Source organism: Bradyrhizobium sp. USDA 4532 (genome assembly GCF_024171315.1).
Lineage (GTDB): Bacteria > Pseudomonadota > Alphaproteobacteria > Rhizobiales > Xanthobacteraceae > Bradyrhizobium > Bradyrhizobium australafricanum.
In genome coordinates this window covers 2,039,946-2,054,585 of the sequence record NZ_JALJZN010000001.1, presented here as the reverse complement: position 1 = coordinate 2,054,585, position 14,640 = coordinate 2,039,946, and the positions used below count along the sequence as shown (strand labels likewise).

The window sequence follows — 14,640 nt, the reverse complement described above, 5'->3', positions numbered from 1 at the left end:
TTGAAACCGTTGATCCGAACTGCGCGCTGCCCGTCCGGCGCGGCCAGCGCGTCTCCCCGCCCTTCGAACGGCGCCCGTGCGCCGATCACTGCTCTTTCTTGAACAAATCCTGGAAGATGAGCTGGCCCCAAACGCGGCCGCGTGCGTGCACCAGCGAGCGTAGCCCGGATGAGCCAACGGGTCGCGCGAACGCGCGCCCGATGACGGGCTCCGCGATATCCGGGGCACCTCCTGTCAGCGTGTCACGTGGTGTCCGCATATCGCTTCGCTGATGCGGGCTACTCGCTACCATGGCTTAGAACGATCGAGTTGGAGCAGGGCGTCGCCGCCTCACGTCGATCTGACGTTCGGGCCATCTATGCCGGCAGAAGTCCCGCGGCGCGATAGCTGTCGATCATCGAGTCGTAGAGCGAAATATCGGAGCGGCTTCTGGCGACGAGCTGCGCGCCGGCGACGGCGGCGAAGATGGCGCGGGCCCGCTGTTCGCTCTTTCTCGAACTGACCAGGCCCGCGGCCACCAACAGCTTGCTCAGCCACGCCACGTTGACGTCGGCAAAGGTCTGGACCTCCTTCTTCACTGCGTCCGGCAGGTCGTCGACTTCCGCCGACATGAAGCTGCAGAGGCACATGCGGTTGTTGCTCTCGAGCGCTTTGCGAAACACATCGGGATATCGACGCAGGCAGCGGACAGGATCGGCCGTTTCTGCCAGCATCGCCTCGAGTTGGGCGGCGGTGTCTTCCCAGTAGCGCCGCGCGACGGCCACGCCGAGATCGGCCTTGCTCGGAAAATGGTGATAGATGCTGGCGGCCTTGATCCCGACTTCGTCCGCCAGATCACGGAAATTCAAGCCGCCATAGCCGCGTGCCTGCGCGGTCCGCTTTGCTGTCGCCAGGATGGCTTCCCGAGAGCTCGAACTCACTTCGTTGCCTCACCGCTTCGTTATCTACCAAGTGACAGATAGGCGTTGACCGGCCGGATTTGAAGGTTAATTTCAGCCTACCAAGTGGCAGGTAGACACAGGAGTCCTGATGAAGATTTACGATTGGCCAACTGGCCCATATCCGGCCCGCGTTCGCATCGCTTTGGCCGAGAAGAACCTGCGGCCGCAAGTGGAGTTCGTATTGGTCGATCTCTACAAGGGCGAGCACAAGAAGCCCGAATTCCTCGCCAAGAACTACTCCGGCACCCTGCCGGTGCTCGAACTCGACGACGGGACCTTCATTGGCGAGTGCACGGCCATCACCGAGTACCTTGACGCGCTCGATGGCGCGCCGATGCTGACCGGCAGGACGCCGCGCGAAAAGGGCGTAATCCACATGATGAGCAAGCGCGCCGAACTGGAACTGCTCGATGCCATCAGCGTCTATTTCCACCACGCCACGCCGGGTCTCGGGCCTCATGTCGAGATCTATCAGAACCCCGAATGGGGATTCCGTCAGCGCGACAAGGCCGTCAGGGGGATGCACTACTTTGACGGCATTCTGAAAGCACAGCCGTTCGTCGCCGGCGAGGCGTTCACGATGGCCGATATCACCCTCATCGGCGGCTTGATCTTCGCGGGACTGTTGAACGTGCCGGTGCCGATCGAGTGCGAGGCTCTCTTGGCATGGTATGCAGCGATGCAGGAGCGTCCTAGCGTCAAGAACCGGATAACGATGTCCGAGCCGATCGAGGCATCTTGATTAAGATCGTAGTTTGCGAACACCGCCCTCGCGAGTCTTACGCGAGGGCGGATCGGCAAGATAGCAAGCGTAGCCCGGATGAGCGCAGCGACATCCGGGGTTTTCCGATCGGCGCTCCGCGTCTTGTCCCGCATGTCGCTCCGCTCATGCGGGCTACGGGTCGCAAATCCGTTACTGCTCCTTCTTGAACAAATCCTGGAAGATGAGCGGGCCCCAAGTGCGGCCACGTGCGTGCACCAGCGCGCCACCCTCGTTGAGCTTTCCCAGCTTGACGGGTGCGAACCCTAGTTGCTCCGCCAGGGCCGCCACAGGAGCGGTCGCGTCCTCGTCGTCACCAGACAGAAAGACCACCCGGTGGCCACCCTCGACGATCGGATCGGCCGCCAGCTTGGCCGCAACCAGGTGATTGAACCCTTTCACGAAGCTGGCGCCGGTGAACGCCTTCGCGACGGAGGCGGAGGACGGGAGGCCGTCCAGCTCTTCAGGGACTGGAAACGCGTTCATCGCGTCGATCACCATCTTGCCTTTCCAGCTCGGCAGGGCCTTCGCAACCTCGCGATGCTCCCCGAACGGGACCGCCAGGATGATTGTGTCGGCCTCGAGTGCTTCCCGCAACGACTTGGCGACGACCGTGGGTCCAATCGCCCGCGCCTGCGGCGCCAACGCCTCGGGCGGCCGGCGGCTCGCGACGGTCACGTTGATGTTCTTACGGGCGAAGGCGTGGGCGAGGGCCTGGCCTACCTTACCGAATCCTACAATCGCGTAGCTCATGGTGCTTCTCCGATCCGTGTTGGTGTTGATTCGATTTCAGATGGCCGAAAAACCGCCGTCGACAGACAACTCCACCCCATTCACGAAGCTCGAATCGTCTGAGGCAAGAAACAGCGCGGCCGCCGCAATTTCCTCAGGGCGACCCATCTTTCCCCGCGGGATCAGGGATTCGAACATCCGCTTCGCCTCCTCGGTGAGGACCTGGTCCTGCATCGGAGTGGCGATCGGCCCCGGGCTCAGCACGTTCACCCGGATATTCCTGCCCTTCAGTTCGTTGAGCCAGGTGCGTGCGAATGAGCGCAACGCCGCCTTGCTCGCCGCATACACACCGTAACCGGGAAAACCTTTTGCCGAAGCGACCGACCCGGTCATGAAGATCGAGCCGCCATCGCTGAACAGCGGCAACGCCTTCTGAACCGCAAACAGCGTGCCGCGCGTATTCAGGTCGAAGGTCGCATCGAAATGCCGCTCGGTAATCTCGCCCAGTGGGATGGCTTCGCCGATGCCGGCGCTCGCGTACAGGACGTCGATCTTGCCCTTTTCCCGCTTGACCGTGTCGAACAGACGGTCGAGGTCGTCGAGATTGGCCGCGTCGCCGCGCACGCCGGTCACGTTCCGGCCGATCAGCCTGACCGCCTCGTCGAGCGCCTCCTGCCTTCGGCCCGTGATGAAAACATAGGCGCCTTCTTCAACGAACCGCCTGGCGCTCGCCAGCGCCATGCCGCTCGATCCACCCGTGATGACTGCAACCTTACCCTCAAGCTTTCCCATGAGTTCTCCCTTCGTCGTGTCGGACAGCGTCTCTGGTCCCATCTGCGAGATGGCCCCCGAGAACCTCGACGTAGCTCCGCCGGCGTCAGGCGTTGAGTGCGGAAGCGCGCACATCGGTGGTGCGAAATCGATCCGGCCGGATGACTGACGCCAGCCGCGACGATCGGTGTCCGCCGTTCGGAATTGGGCCGCGCTTGTCGGCGTGGCTATTCGGCTTGGGCTATGATGATCGTCCGTGCTACCCACATACGAGATGCTGTTCGATGTATTGGAGACGGGCTTTGGAAGGCGCACCCCAGCGGTGCCGGATTGCACCATGATCGACTGGGATGACGTTCGCTACTTTCTTGCCGTCGCGCGCGGAGGCTCGGTGCGGGCTGCCGCCGAACGGCTCGGGGTGAACCACTCGACCGTGCTGCGACGCGTCGCCCAGCTGGAGGAGCGGCTCGGAGCGCACATGTTCGAGAAGCTGCCTTCGGGTTACCGCCTGACGGCTGCGGGGGAGGAGGTCCTCGAACTCGCGGACCAGATGGAAGCGTCGTCGCACCAGCTGGAGACGCGCGTCTTCGGCCGCGACCAAGGCGTGCGCGGGCTTCTGCGGGTGACGCTGGCACCGCCCCTCGCGACACACCTGCTCATGCCGGACTTCGCCGATTTCGCACGACTGCATCCGGACATCGAGATGGAAATCCTGTCGTCCGGTGAGCTGGCAAATCTGACCAACCGGGAGGCCGATGTCGCGATCCGCGTCGTCTACGACCGCAAAACCCTGCCGCTCAATCTTCACGGCCTGAAGGGACCGGAGCTGTTCGGCGGCATCTACATATCCCGCGATCGACTGGCCGCGTGGCGCGCGGGCGCGCCTGATCCCGTCAGGTGGATCGTCATAAGTATTCACGGAATCCCGGACTGGGCCCACGAGGGTGAGGTTCGCGCCGCCGAGGTTCCGTTCAGGGCGACAGATGCCGCGGCGCAGATCGTCGCGGTGCAGCAGGGGATCGGCATGACGACGCTGCCGTGCTTCGTCGGAGATGCCGACCCTCTGCTTGTGAGGGTGCCGGGCACCGACCTGCACATGTACGGAACGCTCTGGCTTCTCACACAGGGAGAGACACGCAAGACGAAGCGCGTGCGGCTCTTCACCGAGTTCGTATCCCGCAGGCTCACCGCATACGCTCCGCTTCTCGCCGGACTGTCCGTATCACGCGACTGATGCGCGGCAGGTCGCCGATGGCGCTTGCCGCAATCCGATCGGAAGCCGAGCCGCGATTGCACCAAGCGAAATCGCGGTCAATCCCTTGCGCTGCTGACGGTAGCAAGCGTACCCGGATGAGCGAAGCGATATCCAGGGCATCTTCTATCGTGTGTCGCGTGGAGTCCCGCATATCGCTGCGCTCATGCGGGCTACTCACTGTTTCAGCGGAGCGATGGCACATCGCGCCGGTCAAGCAGCTAGGAGGCCGCTCGACCGATCGATGCGCGCCACGCGATCAATATGGACCCGGCTCGCAGGGGACATTGTTGCCGGTCCAGGGCGCGGTGGCGAATGAACCGACGCGCGGCGCCGGAATGCAGGCGCGACCGTCGACATAGACGTGGTCAGTCGGCGCGGCGGCGCTCGCCTCCGCGACGTGGCGGGACATCGCGTGGGTTTCACGCGCCATTGCCGGCGACGCGATCATGGCAACCGCGATCAAGGAAGCCGACAGGAGTTCGACGTTGGTCATGGAGTTTCTCCGTGTTGTTTATGGGGCCAAGGAGTCTGGCCTCGTCAGATATTTGTGCGCGGCATCGGCGGACTTGAATGCAATCATCACTCACGCCGGCTCAACGCTGCGTGAGCAACGAGATCCTCGCCGTTGTGTCACGCGATGCAGACCATCACCGACAGTCCGGATGAACGAAGCGTAATCCATCACGTCTTCGGGTGATGATCGTGAGGGTGCGTTACGTCCGCGTTGGCACTCCTACGGGTTCAGCAAGCGGAGCCCGGATGAGCGAAGCGACATCCGGGGCGTGTCGTGGCGTTCCGCATATCGCTGCGCTCATGCGGGCTACCCGCTGGCGAACCCGTCCTGCGTGCCCAGGAACGTTCGGACGCAAACGCCGCACAAAACTCCGTCACGGCGCGAGCTCGGCTCGGACCTCGCCGAGCAGCGCCATGCCGCCGAGCCGGCCCAGTTCGTCCGAACATTTTGCGCTCTTGCCGTAGCAGCAGAACGCGACCGTGACGCGCTCTGAAGCGGTCCGATGCAGGGCAGGCCGCTGTCGCCGAAGGTGGTCATGCAGGGCACGACGCGGCGTTCCTCGAAAGCGAGGTCGCGAATGCGTTCAAGGATCTGTCCTTGAAGCCGATCGGCGACTTCAATCGATCCGCCCGAGCGGAACCAGTCCTTGATATCGGCCTCGCTGCCGAGCGGAAGATCGACCGGATCGCCGCCGAGCTTCAGCCAGGTCTGGCCGTCCGGATAGCGGATCGGAGGCAGGATGTAGGGATTGTCGCCCTTGGGCCCGAGACAACGCATCGACGGCATTCCGGCCAGGCGTTGAACCTCCGCCGCACCAAGCCGGAACAGCGCCGCGGTCCGCCCATAGACCGTAAAGCCCAGGGAGCGGCCGAGCAGCGATTGGGTGTGCCCGCCCGCCGCAACCAGAACGCGCTCGGCCTCGACGCTCCCCGATCGCGTCCGGATCGTGACGCCGGAGCCGCTTTCCGAAATCCCCAGCGCGGGTTCGTCGATGATCCGGGCGCCGGCGCGCTCCGCCGTGATCGTCTGCGTGCAACATCAGTGGTTTCGCTGCGGCCGATGTGAAGCGCACCGGCTTCCCGATAGAACTCCACGCCGCTCTCCGCTGAAATCTCGCCGTAGCGCGAAATCGCAGCGCGGTTCGCTTGCCGCCAGAACGCCCCTGGATCGTAACTCCGCGTGATGCGGCCCTCGTCATAGTGGCTGCCGAAGACGCCGCCATGGCGCGAAAAATCCGCCGGCTCATCGGGCCCGATCAGCGCAACATCGTGGCCCATCTTGCTCAGATGCCGCGCAGCTGCCGATCCGATCAGGCCGCGTCCGATCACCGCAAGTTTGATCGCTTGATTGTTGCTCACGAAGAAGTCCTGCGCTCTGCCTGCATCGGCGGTGTGAGATCGACCATGTCATTTCCGATGCTCCGGCAGCAAGCATAATCCAGCCGAGCGCGCAGGTGGACCGGCGAAGCGTAATCCGCCACATCTTGAAGCCGGGCGCGAGGCAGCAGGTTACGCGTTCGGCTAACCCGGCGCCGATTTCCCGCGAGACTCTTCGCGACTGCCGGGAAGTCGGCGCAAGCCGGCGTCTGACGACGCTGTTTTTCCGCGCAAACGTTCCACCGAGCGAACTTGAAACAAATAGTCACGGTGATTTCACTCGCTCTGAACGACGTTGTATGAAAGGATGCAACCAAGGGTCAACATGGTGCATCTTCACCGGCAGGAGGGCGAAATGAGCGACCAGATGATCGAGGCGACGACAAGTCCGGCACAGATCGTTCAACAGGCGGCCGAAAAATATCTCGGCATCAGCAACGCCCCTGGCTGCTGCATCGCGGTCTATGACGAAAAGTCGTTCGGCACCAAGGGCTACGCCTACCCCAAGGGACTGTCAGGCGTGGCCGGCTCTTCGCCCGCGCCATTCAGTGTCACGACCGACACGGTGTTCGAGATCGGATCGGTGACCAAGGTGTTCACCAGCACATTGCTGGCGGTGGCGGTCAAGGCGGGTGGGCCTTCTCTTGACGATACCATCGGCCCTTATCTGAACCTCTTCAGCGCGAACGCGGTGGGAACGCCGGTGCTGGACGCCATCCAGCTCGTGCAATTCGCCACCCATACCTCCGGCATGCCGGAGCAGCCGGGGGACGGCTTGACTGGCTACAGCGAGCAGCTGTTTGCGGACGAGCCACCGTCCAGTGAACTCATCAACTGGTGGAATCAATATGATACGCCGCCGCAGGGCTGCTGGCAGTATTCCAACATCGGCTTCGTGACCCTGGGCTTTGCGGTTACGCAGATGTTTGCGAAAGACAAGGGCCATAACTACAACGAAATTTTGGCCGAATACATCACCGGTCCGCTCGGCATGAAGCAGACCGGAGCGGTGCTCAATTCGTCGTGGAAGATCGCGCAGGGATGTATCGGGCATTGGAGCAAGAACTCCGAGCCGCCATATCCGATCGTCTTCGACCGCAACACGCCGACCGGCGGCACGGCCTTTGATCTGAAGACCACCGGCGACGACATGATCAAGTTCCTTGCGGCGCAGATCGCGGCGCCGAAGGGGCCGCTCGGGTCGCAGATCGCACTGACGCAGCAGAACCAGGGGACATTCCCCATCTGCGGGGAGAAGACCAGCGTCACCATGGGCCTCGCCTGGCAGATCACCACGGACACGCAGGGCCATACCGTTTTCACAAAGAACGGCGCGACGAGCAGAGGCGGATTCGAAGCGATCGTGATCGTCGTGCCGGAACTGAAATGCGGTGTCGCGGTGCTGAGCAACCAGTATTTCGATGCGTCGGGCGTGCACCCCGCGGGGATCGCACCCGGCCGCACCGCACTGGAGATTATCTCGCAGCTTCATCCAGGATTCGAACTGACCGAACCGCTGCCAGAACACGATCCATTCGACTAGCAAACCTGGCCCGGACGAGTGCAGCGATGTCCGGGGGCTTTGCCGTCCGCGCAAGGGCGCTGTCCCTGTTGTCGCCAACCTCAGCCGGTCGGTCGCTTACCCGTGTTGACCGCCAGCTGAGCCTCGAAAGCGCGCTGGTAAGCCGGCCGCGCTTCGCCGCGGGCGACATAGGCGGACAGGCCCGGATATTCTTCGAGAATGCCCGATGCTCTCAGCCTGAGCAGCACCGACACCATCATCAGGTCGCCCGCGCTGAACGCGCCGTCGAGCCAGTCGGCCTTGCCGAGGCGGGTGGAGAGTTGCTTCAGCCGGTCGCGGATGCGATCCATGACCAGCGGCAGGCGCTCTTTGGTCCAGGGCTTGTCGCTCTCCAGAATCCTGGCGGTCATGAGTTCGAGGATCGGCGGTTCCACCGTGTTGACCGCGGCAAACATCCAGGTGATTGCGTGGGCGCGGGCATTGGCATCGCCGGGCAGCAGGCCCGCATGACGCTCGGCGATATAAAGCACGATCGAGCCTGTCTCGAACAGCGCCAGATCACCTTCCTCATAGGTCGGAATCTGGCCGAAGGGATGCAGCGCCAGATGCGCGGGTTCCTTCATCGCCTGGAACGAAACAAGGCGAACCTCGTAAGGCTGGCCCGCTTCTTCCAGCGCCCAGCGAACGCGCGTATCGCGCGCCAGTCCCTTGCCGCCATCGGGCGACCGTTCGAAGGCGGTGATGATGGGCGTCATCGTTTCTCTCCATGTCCTTTGCGTCCCGAGGACGAGCGGGCGGCGCGCGCCCCGACAGCCGATTCCGGAATAATTTGGCCAAGCGTAGCCCGGATGTAGCGCAGCGAGATCCGGGGCCGGTCCTGCCAAAGGCGAGAACCCCGGATTTCGCTGCTCAATGGCAGTCATCGCCGCGATAGCGGCCGAATTGGCCGATCCGGACAGGCTTTGCGATCGTGATGGCGGTGTGCGGTTTCCCCAACCACCCTATGCGAAAAAAGAAAGGCTGCCGTGGCCGGGCTCGTGACATGCCAGTGGTTCGACCAGCGCCAGGCGCGCACGGCTGCGGAGTTTGCGCCGCAGCCGTTCCTGGTAGCGGTGTCCGCGGGGTATATCTTCGCTGACCTAGCGCCACGAGATGCAGAACAAAGTTGGGTGAATGTTGATGGGTGATCAAGGCCGCGGATTGCGACGAATGCGATTGCTTCGTCAGATGAAGCAAAGCTACCTCGCTGAATTGATGGGTGTGGATCAGGCGACCGTGTCGCGCTGGGAGCGCGGCATTCTCGATCTGTCGGAAACCCAGTGGATCTCAGCGCGCCGATTGCTCATGGGTCCGTTCGAGCCGGCCCAAGATGCCGCTCTGAAGCGTCTCGTCGAATCCTCGACGCGCAAGGTCCATCTGGTGTGCGACCTGACGCATCGGCTGCTTGCCGCGTCGGCGCCCAGGCAGGCCGAATGGCGAACCGGCTTATCCGAGTTCCTGGGCAAATCGCTACGTGTCTATGCCTCTCCGGAAATCCTCGCGGCTGACATCGCCCTCAATGATCTCGGCTGGTATGACGGGCAGCTCAGCTCGCTCGAGGTCAATACGGGTCCGAACTCCGATGCGGATCTCGTGATCCTTCCGGGACGCATGCTGTGGGAGCGCATCATGCTCGCCGACGGTGCCCCCGCGCGGCTGGTCACCACCATTGCCTAATGCGCGGGGAGGCTGCCTCAGCCGGATAACGCCCGCATATTTTATGCGTGGCGACCTTTCGACAAAGGCTGCTAGGTCGGGCTCGTACGGCGGACGAGCTTCGGCACGCGCATCCGGTTGGACGCGCGGGAAAAAGCTCTGAAGCGGAACACGCCGAGGCCAGAGATCGCGTTCAATGAATTCCGTTCCCTTGTTTGACATCAAGGCCGTTCCGAAGGCCGAGCTTCACGTGCATGTCGAGGGAACGCTGGAGCCGGGCATGCTGCTCGATTTTGCCCGCCGGAACGACGTGGCGATCCGGTACCGCTCGATGACCGATATCCTCTCGGCGTATCGCTTCTCCGATCTCCAGTCATTTTTGGAGATCTGCTGGGCCGGTCTGACCGTGCTTCGGACGGAGCGCGACTTCTATGAGCTGGCACGCGCGTACCTGACCCGCGCGCGGGAAGACAACGTCGTTCATGCGGAAATCTACGTCACCCCTGCCGACCATACCGAGCGCGGCGTGCCGTTCGATGCTGTCATGGACGGCATCAGCGCCGCTTATGCAGACGCGCGGTTACAACGCGATATCACTGAAGGCATGATCCTGTGCGTTCGCCCGCATAAGCCTGTTGAAGAGGCCTTCGCCGCCATCGAGGCAGCGCGCCGCTGGCGCGACGGCGTGCTGGCCCTCGGACTTGGTGGACCGGAAAAAGGCTACCCGCCCGGACCCTTCGACCAGGTCTTCGCCCGCGCCCGCGCGCTTGGCTGGAAGACGACCGCGCATGCCGGTGAGGAAGGGCCGCCCAACTACGTGGCCGAAGCGATCGACAGGCTGCGCGTCGACCGCATCGATCACGGCGTCCAATGCGAGGCAGATCCGGCACTGATGCGGCGCCTTGCCGACGAGGGGACGCCGCTCACGGTATGCCCGCTGTCGAATGTAGCGCTGCGGATCTTCCCCGATCTCCAACGTCACAATCTGCGCCGGCTGCTCCACGCCGGCCTCTGCATCACGGTCAACTCCGACGACCCCGCGTATTTCGGAGGTCACGTCAACGAGAACTTCGTCCGTGCGGCAGCGGCGTTGGGCCTGACTGCCGAGGAGCAATTGAGCCTCGCCGACAACAGCCTCAAGGCTGCGTTCGTGGATGAAAGGCGACGTCAGGACTATCGGCGCGTCATCAGGGACATCAGGCCGCCACACCGGTCACCTGCATGACGACTGACACTTCCAGTCCCGGGCTCCGCGTCTGGCTCGCCGTCATCGTGCTCGGCGTTGCTTCGTTCACGATGGTCACGAGCGAGTTCGCGCCGGTCGGGCTGTTGTCCCAAATCGCCCTCGATCTTGGTCGAGACCAGGCCGCGGTCGGGCTCACGGTCACGCTCTATGCCTGGATCGGCGCTGCAAGCGGCCTGTTGTCCGCCGTTCTGCTGCAACGTTTTCCCCGCAAACCGCTGCTCGTTGTTCTGATGCTGGTGAAGTCTGCGACCAATCTTGCGGCAATGCTCTCCGACGGTTTCACGGGGTTGCTGCTGGCGCGGGCGGTCGGTGCTGTCGTTCACGGCTTCTTCTGGGCGATGGCGGCCGCGATCGCAACGCAGATCGCGCCGTCTCATCGCATGGGTGTTGCGACAGCGATCGTGTTCGGCGGAATCTCGATGGCAACCGTCATCGGCGTGCCGCTCGTCAACCTCATCGGACAGAACAACGGATGGCGCGCGGCTTTCGGCGTGATCGGCGGGGTCGGGTTGTGCACGTCCGCCCTGATGGTCGGCGTTCTTCCGCGGCTCCGGGCCGGATCGCCGGCGGGATGGCAAGCGCTGGCAGCGGTGGTGCGCCGACAGGACCTGCGGAGAATCTATTCCGTAACGGCGTTCATGGCGGCAGCGAATTTCGCAGCCTATACGTTCATCGAACCCTTCCTCGGCGAGATCGCGGATGTGCCGCCCTTCATGATCGGTGTGATGCTGTTCGGCTTTGGCGGAGCAGGATTTGTCGGCAACATCCTGACCGGCGTTCTGATCGATCGCTTCATGACATCTGTCATCACGTGGGGACTGCTGGCCCTCGCGGGCGCGCTTGTCGGGCTTGGATGGTTTGGCCCGCAACTGGGGGCCGGCGCGGTTGTTACCTTGCTCATCGTCTGGGGCGCCGCCGTCGCGGCGCTGTTCGCGGGCCTCCAGACTTGGATCTTACGCGCGGCCGGTTCCATGGCGATGTCCGCGGCCGCGGTCCACTCCGCGGTCATCAATTCGGCGATCGGCGTCGGAGCCATTCTTGGTGCCCGGATGCTGAATCTCTCGGATCTATCCGGAGTGATGCTGATGGCGGGAGTGATCGTCATCGTGCCGCTGTTGATCATGCGCGTGAGCCGAAGTGGCGAAACATGATCCGCGATGGCGAAACACGTTGTGGAACGAAAGCCTGCGCCGCGTCGAACCAGGACCATAATCACGGATTATTCCCTCTCCATTCTGCTCGACGATCCCTGGAAGGAGACTGCCATGACCGATCTCGTCACATGCCTCTGGTTCGATCAGGGCCGGGCGCGCGAAGCGGCGGAGTTTTATGCCGCGACGTTTCCCGACAGCCATGTCGGCGCGGGCCATCAATCTCCGATACCGGGCATCGGGCAGGGCGAGGAACTGACGGTCGAGTTCACCGTGCTCGGCCGGCGTTTCGTGGGGTTAAACGGAGGCTCCAACTACACGCCGAACGAGGCGGTCAGTTTCATGGTGCTCACCGACAGCCAGGAGGAGACCGACCGCTACTGGAATGCGGTCACTTCCAACGGCGGCAAGGAATTGCCGTGCGGCTGGTGCCGGGATCGCTGGGGCTTTGCCTGGCAGATCACGCCGCGGCGGCTGCTCGAGCTCGTCAACAGCGCCGACCGCGCCGCCGGCAAGCGCGCGATGGAGGCGATGATGACGATGAAGAACATCGACATCGCCGCGATCGAGCGCGCGGCGGCGGGGTAATCCGCGTGGTGGAATGATTTGGCCCGGGCTCGATAGTCAGGTGTCCGATCGAGCTGGCGTGTGCGGCACGCGGCCATTCGCGTTGCGGCGTGCGCTCGCCGCGACGATCACCCCGGCGCAAACGCGGGATGTGCCTGGTGCTGTCGCGTGATACGAAATTCGCATTCGCAGCTCTGGAGCCAGCCCTGATGTCCGTCGCAGCCGCCGCCAATCAACAGCAAAATCTCACCGCCGCCGAATCCGATCCGCAGACGCTTGGCTGGATGCAGGGCTTTCCGCCGCCGCAGGACAGGACCATCACCTTCCAGAACGGCTCGTTCCGCAGCTTCCCCGAATTGCGCTGGGCCTGGAGCAACATTCGCCAACTGGTGCCGACCGTGAATGTCTGGCGCGGGGCAGGGCCGGCGTCGGCGCTGCCGCGCGCAGACCATGATATCGGCGCGTCGGCATCGGTGACGATGGACGGTCGCCCGATGACCTTCGCGCGCATGCTAGAGGAAACCTATGCCGACGGCATCGCCGTGCTGCACCGGGGCAAGCTGATCTACGAGCGCTATTTCGGCGCCCTGAGGCCGCACAAGCCGCACATCGCGATGTCGGTGACCAAATCGTTCACCGGCACGCTTGCCGGTATCCTGATCGCCGAGGGCAAGATCGATCCGCAGGCGCCGATCACCGATTACGTGCCGGAGCTGAAGGCAAGCGCGTTCGGCGATGCCCGCGTGCACGAGGCGATGGATATGACCACCGGCCTCAAATACACCGAGGTCTATACCGACAAGAATTCCGACGTGTGGGGGCTGCGGCGCGCCAACGGCATGGCGCCGATCGAGCCGGGCTATGAGGGCGCGACCAATATCTTCGATTTCCTCTGCGCGCAGCAGAAGCAGGGCGAGCACGGCAAGGCGTTCGCCTACAAGACCGTCAACACCGACGTGCTGGCCTGGATCTGCCGCCGTGCTAGCGGCATGACGCTGTCCGACCTGCTCTCCGAGCGGATCTGGGCGCCGATGGGCGCCGAGGAGGATGCGCATTATCACGTCGACCGCATCGGCACCGAAAGCGGCGGCGGCGGATTGTCGACGACGCTGCGCGATCTTGCCCGGTTCGGCGAGACGATCCGCAACCACGGCCGCTTCAACGGCCGCCAGATCGTACCGTCTCAAGTGGTCGAGGACATCGCGCGCGGCGGCGATCCCGAGAAATTCAAGCCTGCCGGCTACACAACACTGCCAGGGGCGTCCTACCGCAATCAATGGTGGGTGACGCACAATGCGCACGGCGCCTTCATGGCGCGCGGCGTTTATGGCCAGGGTCTCTATATCGATCCGAAGGCCGAGATAGTGATCGCGCGCTACGCCTCGCACCCGGCCGCCGGCAACGCCGCCAACGACCCTGTGACGCTGCCGGCTTACATGGCGCTGGCCAAGGATTTGATGGCGGGAGGGTAGGACGAAGGCAGGTTGGTTCGCTCGCGCAAGACGCGTAGCCCGGATGAGCGCAGCGATATCCGGGGCCTTTCCGTCTGCTGATCGCGGCTTGTCCCGCATGTCGCTTCGCTCATGCGGGGCTACGATCACGTCCGCGAGATTTTGTCGAAGCGCTTGATCAGGCGCTCCCGCTTGATGCGGGACAGCCGCCTGATCCAGAACACGCCGTCGAGCTGATCGATCTCGTGCTGATGGCACACGGCGCGCAGGCCGTCGGACTCTTCGGTCTGCATGTTTCCGTCGAGATCCTGATAGCGGATGCGGACGCGGGCGTGACGCTCGACCTCGTCGTTGACCCCGGGCATCGAGACGCTGCCTTCCTTGTGCAGGATTATCTCGGGCGAGGTCCGGATGATCTCCGGATTGACATAGGTCCGCGCGCCCTCGCTGGCATCGAACTCGAGCACCACGACGCGCAGGGATACGCCGATATGCGGCGCGGTGATGCCGATGCCCGGCGCCGCATGCATGGTCTCGAGCAGGTCCTGCGCCAGTTCGCGCAGCGCGTCGTCGAACATGGTCACCGGCTCGGCCGGCAGCGCAAGGCGCGGATCGGGATAGCGCACGATGGGGCGAATGGTCATGCTCGTGTCTTAGGC

Annotated in this window: 16 protein-coding genes and 2 pseudogenes; 9 read left to right on the top strand and 9 right to left on the bottom strand. The window is 63.6% G+C overall.

Annotated elements, in window-relative coordinates:
* Positions 1-85: 85 nt before the first annotated feature.
* Positions 86-154: pseudogene (locus tag J2R76_RS10020) on the bottom strand (NADP oxidoreductase coenzyme); the annotation flags it as partial.
* Positions 155-356: 202 nt separating this feature from the next.
* Positions 357-920 carry a TetR/AcrR family transcriptional regulator gene (locus J2R76_RS10015; RefSeq protein ID WP_076831756.1) on the bottom strand — a complete coding sequence of 188 codons (564 nt, stop codon included), beginning with the start codon at positions 918-920 and terminating at the stop codon, positions 357-359.
* Positions 921-1,029: 109 nt separating this feature from the next.
* On the opposite strand from J2R76_RS10015, the gene J2R76_RS10010 reads away from it, so the two are divergent.
* Entirely contained in the window at positions 1,030-1,683 is a 654-nt protein-coding gene (locus J2R76_RS10010; RefSeq protein WP_076831759.1) for a glutathione S-transferase, read from the top strand.
* A 171-nt stretch (positions 1,684-1,854) separates the two neighbouring features.
* Here the strand turns inward: J2R76_RS10010 and J2R76_RS10005 are convergent, their stop codons facing one another.
* Both J2R76_RS10005 and J2R76_RS10000 read right to left on the bottom strand, forming a co-directional pair.
* Positions 1,855-2,454, bottom strand: a complete 600-nt coding sequence (locus J2R76_RS10005; RefSeq protein ID WP_076831762.1) for an NADPH-dependent F420 reductase — start codon at positions 2,452-2,454, stop codon at positions 1,855-1,857.
* A gap of 36 nt (positions 2,455-2,490) precedes the next feature.
* On the bottom strand, positions 2,491-3,225 hold the full coding sequence (locus J2R76_RS10000; RefSeq protein ID WP_076831764.1) for an SDR family NAD(P)-dependent oxidoreductase: 735 nt from the start codon (positions 3,223-3,225) through the stop codon (positions 2,491-2,493).
* Positions 3,226-3,541: 316 nt separating this feature from the next.
* Between J2R76_RS10000 and J2R76_RS09995 the strand changes: the two genes are divergently transcribed.
* On the top strand, positions 3,542-4,438 hold the full coding sequence (locus J2R76_RS09995) for a LysR family transcriptional regulator (protein ID WP_076831767.1): 897 nt from the start codon (positions 3,542-3,544) through the stop codon (positions 4,436-4,438).
* A 277-nt stretch (positions 4,439-4,715) separates the two neighbouring features.
* Here J2R76_RS09995 and J2R76_RS09990 read toward each other — a convergent pair whose 3' ends face one another.
* The 3 genes and pseudogenes from J2R76_RS09990 to J2R76_RS40940 all read right to left on the bottom strand — a co-directional run.
* Positions 4,716-4,952 carry a hypothetical protein gene (locus J2R76_RS09990; RefSeq protein ID WP_076831769.1) on the bottom strand — a complete coding sequence of 79 codons (237 nt, stop codon included), beginning with the start codon at positions 4,950-4,952 and terminating at the stop codon, positions 4,716-4,718.
* 327 nt (positions 4,953-5,279) lie between these two features.
* A complete protein-coding gene (locus J2R76_RS40945) occupies positions 5,280-5,945 on the bottom strand; it encodes a hypothetical protein (protein WP_375162664.1) in 666 nt (221 codons plus the stop codon).
* A gap of 108 nt (positions 5,946-6,053) precedes the next feature.
* A pseudogene (locus tag J2R76_RS40940) lies at positions 6,054-6,250 on the bottom strand (FAD-dependent oxidoreductase); the annotation flags it as partial.
* Here J2R76_RS40940 and J2R76_RS09980 point away from each other — a divergent pair.
* Together J2R76_RS09980 and J2R76_RS09975 are read left to right on the top strand one after the other, a co-directional pair.
* Positions 6,194-6,409: a hypothetical protein gene (locus J2R76_RS09980; RefSeq protein ID WP_206601536.1), complete on the top strand. Its 216-nt coding sequence runs from the start codon at positions 6,194-6,196 to the stop codon at positions 6,407-6,409. The pseudogene J2R76_RS40940 and the gene J2R76_RS09980 overlap by 57 nt on opposite strands.
* 295 nt (positions 6,410-6,704) lie before the next feature.
* Complete coding sequence (locus tag J2R76_RS09975) at positions 6,705-7,892, top strand: serine hydrolase (RefSeq protein WP_158074227.1); 1,188 nt, start codon at positions 6,705-6,707, stop codon at positions 7,890-7,892.
* 80 nt (positions 7,893-7,972) lie between these two features.
* On the opposite strand, the gene J2R76_RS09970 is transcribed toward J2R76_RS09975, so the two are convergent.
* The gene (locus J2R76_RS09970) at positions 7,973-8,626 is read right to left on the bottom strand and encodes a glutathione S-transferase family protein (RefSeq protein WP_076831775.1); all 654 of its coding nucleotides are present in this window, start codon (positions 8,624-8,626) and stop codon (positions 7,973-7,975) included.
* Positions 8,627-9,050: 424 nt separating this feature from the next.
* Here J2R76_RS09970 and J2R76_RS09965 point away from each other — a divergent pair, with 424 nt between their 5' ends.
* From J2R76_RS09965 to J2R76_RS09945, 5 genes are all read left to right on the top strand, one after another.
* Positions 9,051-9,587 carry a helix-turn-helix transcriptional regulator gene (locus J2R76_RS09965; protein WP_076831778.1) on the top strand — a complete coding sequence of 179 codons (537 nt, stop codon included), beginning with the start codon at positions 9,051-9,053 and terminating at the stop codon, positions 9,585-9,587.
* Between the two features lie 175 nt (positions 9,588-9,762).
* On the top strand, positions 9,763-10,791 hold the full coding sequence (locus J2R76_RS09960; RefSeq protein WP_083715148.1) for an adenosine deaminase: 1,029 nt from the start codon (positions 9,763-9,765) through the stop codon (positions 10,789-10,791).
* Between the two features lie 47 nt (positions 10,792-10,838).
* Positions 10,839-11,963 (top strand): MFS transporter, encoded by a 1,125-nt coding sequence (locus J2R76_RS09955; protein ID WP_244558933.1) that lies wholly within the window; start codon positions 10,839-10,841, stop codon positions 11,961-11,963.
* Positions 11,964-12,077: 114 nt separating this feature from the next.
* Entirely contained in the window at positions 12,078-12,551 is a 474-nt protein-coding gene (locus J2R76_RS09950; protein WP_057019799.1) for a VOC family protein, read from the top strand.
* 188 nt (positions 12,552-12,739) lie between these two features.
* A complete protein-coding gene (locus J2R76_RS09945; RefSeq protein WP_076832188.1) occupies positions 12,740-14,002 on the top strand; it encodes a serine hydrolase in 1,263 nt (420 codons plus the stop codon).
* Positions 14,003-14,127: 125 nt separating this feature from the next.
* On the opposite strand, the gene J2R76_RS09940 is transcribed toward J2R76_RS09945, so the two are convergent.
* On the bottom strand, positions 14,128-14,625 hold the full coding sequence (locus tag J2R76_RS09940; RefSeq protein ID WP_076831783.1) for a peptide deformylase: 498 nt from the start codon (positions 14,623-14,625) through the stop codon (positions 14,128-14,130).
* Positions 14,626-14,640: the final 15 nt, after the last annotated feature.

Excerpts from the sequence above, each read along its gene's own strand:
- J2R76_RS09945 (WP_076832188.1), top strand. The coding sequence starts at position 12,740 with ATGTCCGTCGCAGCCGCCGCCAATCAACAGCAAAATCTCACCGCCGCC.
- J2R76_RS09960 (WP_083715148.1), top strand. The coding sequence starts at position 9,763 with ATGAATTCCGTTCCCTTGTTTGACATCAAGGCCGTTCCGAAGGCCGAG.
- J2R76_RS09990 (WP_076831769.1), bottom strand. The coding sequence starts at position 4,952 with ATGACCAACGTCGAACTCCTGTCGGCTTCCTTGATCGCGGTTGCCATG.
- J2R76_RS10000 (WP_076831764.1), bottom strand. The coding sequence starts at position 3,225 with ATGGGAAAGCTTGAGGGTAAGGTTGCAGTCATCACGGGTGGATCGAGC.
- J2R76_RS09965 (WP_076831778.1), top strand. The coding sequence starts at position 9,051 with ATGGGTGATCAAGGCCGCGGATTGCGACGAATGCGATTGCTTCGTCAG.
- J2R76_RS09970 (WP_076831775.1), bottom strand. The coding sequence starts at position 8,626 with ATGACGCCCATCATCACCGCCTTCGAACGGTCGCCCGATGGCGGCAAG.
- J2R76_RS10005 (WP_076831762.1), bottom strand. The coding sequence starts at position 2,454 with ATGAGCTACGCGATTGTAGGATTCGGTAAGGTAGGCCAGGCCCTCGCC.
- J2R76_RS09980 (WP_206601536.1), top strand. The coding sequence starts at position 6,194 with ATGGCGCGAAAAATCCGCCGGCTCATCGGGCCCGATCAGCGCAACATC.
- J2R76_RS09995 (WP_076831767.1), top strand. The coding sequence starts at position 3,542 with ATGATCGACTGGGATGACGTTCGCTACTTTCTTGCCGTCGCGCGCGGA.
- J2R76_RS09975 (WP_158074227.1), top strand. The coding sequence starts at position 6,705 with ATGAGCGACCAGATGATCGAGGCGACGACAAGTCCGGCACAGATCGTT.
- J2R76_RS09940 (WP_076831783.1), bottom strand. The coding sequence starts at position 14,625 with ATGACCATTCGCCCCATCGTGCGCTATCCCGATCCGCGCCTTGCGCTG.
- J2R76_RS10010 (WP_076831759.1), top strand. The coding sequence starts at position 1,030 with ATGAAGATTTACGATTGGCCAACTGGCCCATATCCGGCCCGCGTTCGC.
- J2R76_RS09950 (WP_057019799.1), top strand. The coding sequence starts at position 12,078 with ATGACCGATCTCGTCACATGCCTCTGGTTCGATCAGGGCCGGGCGCGC.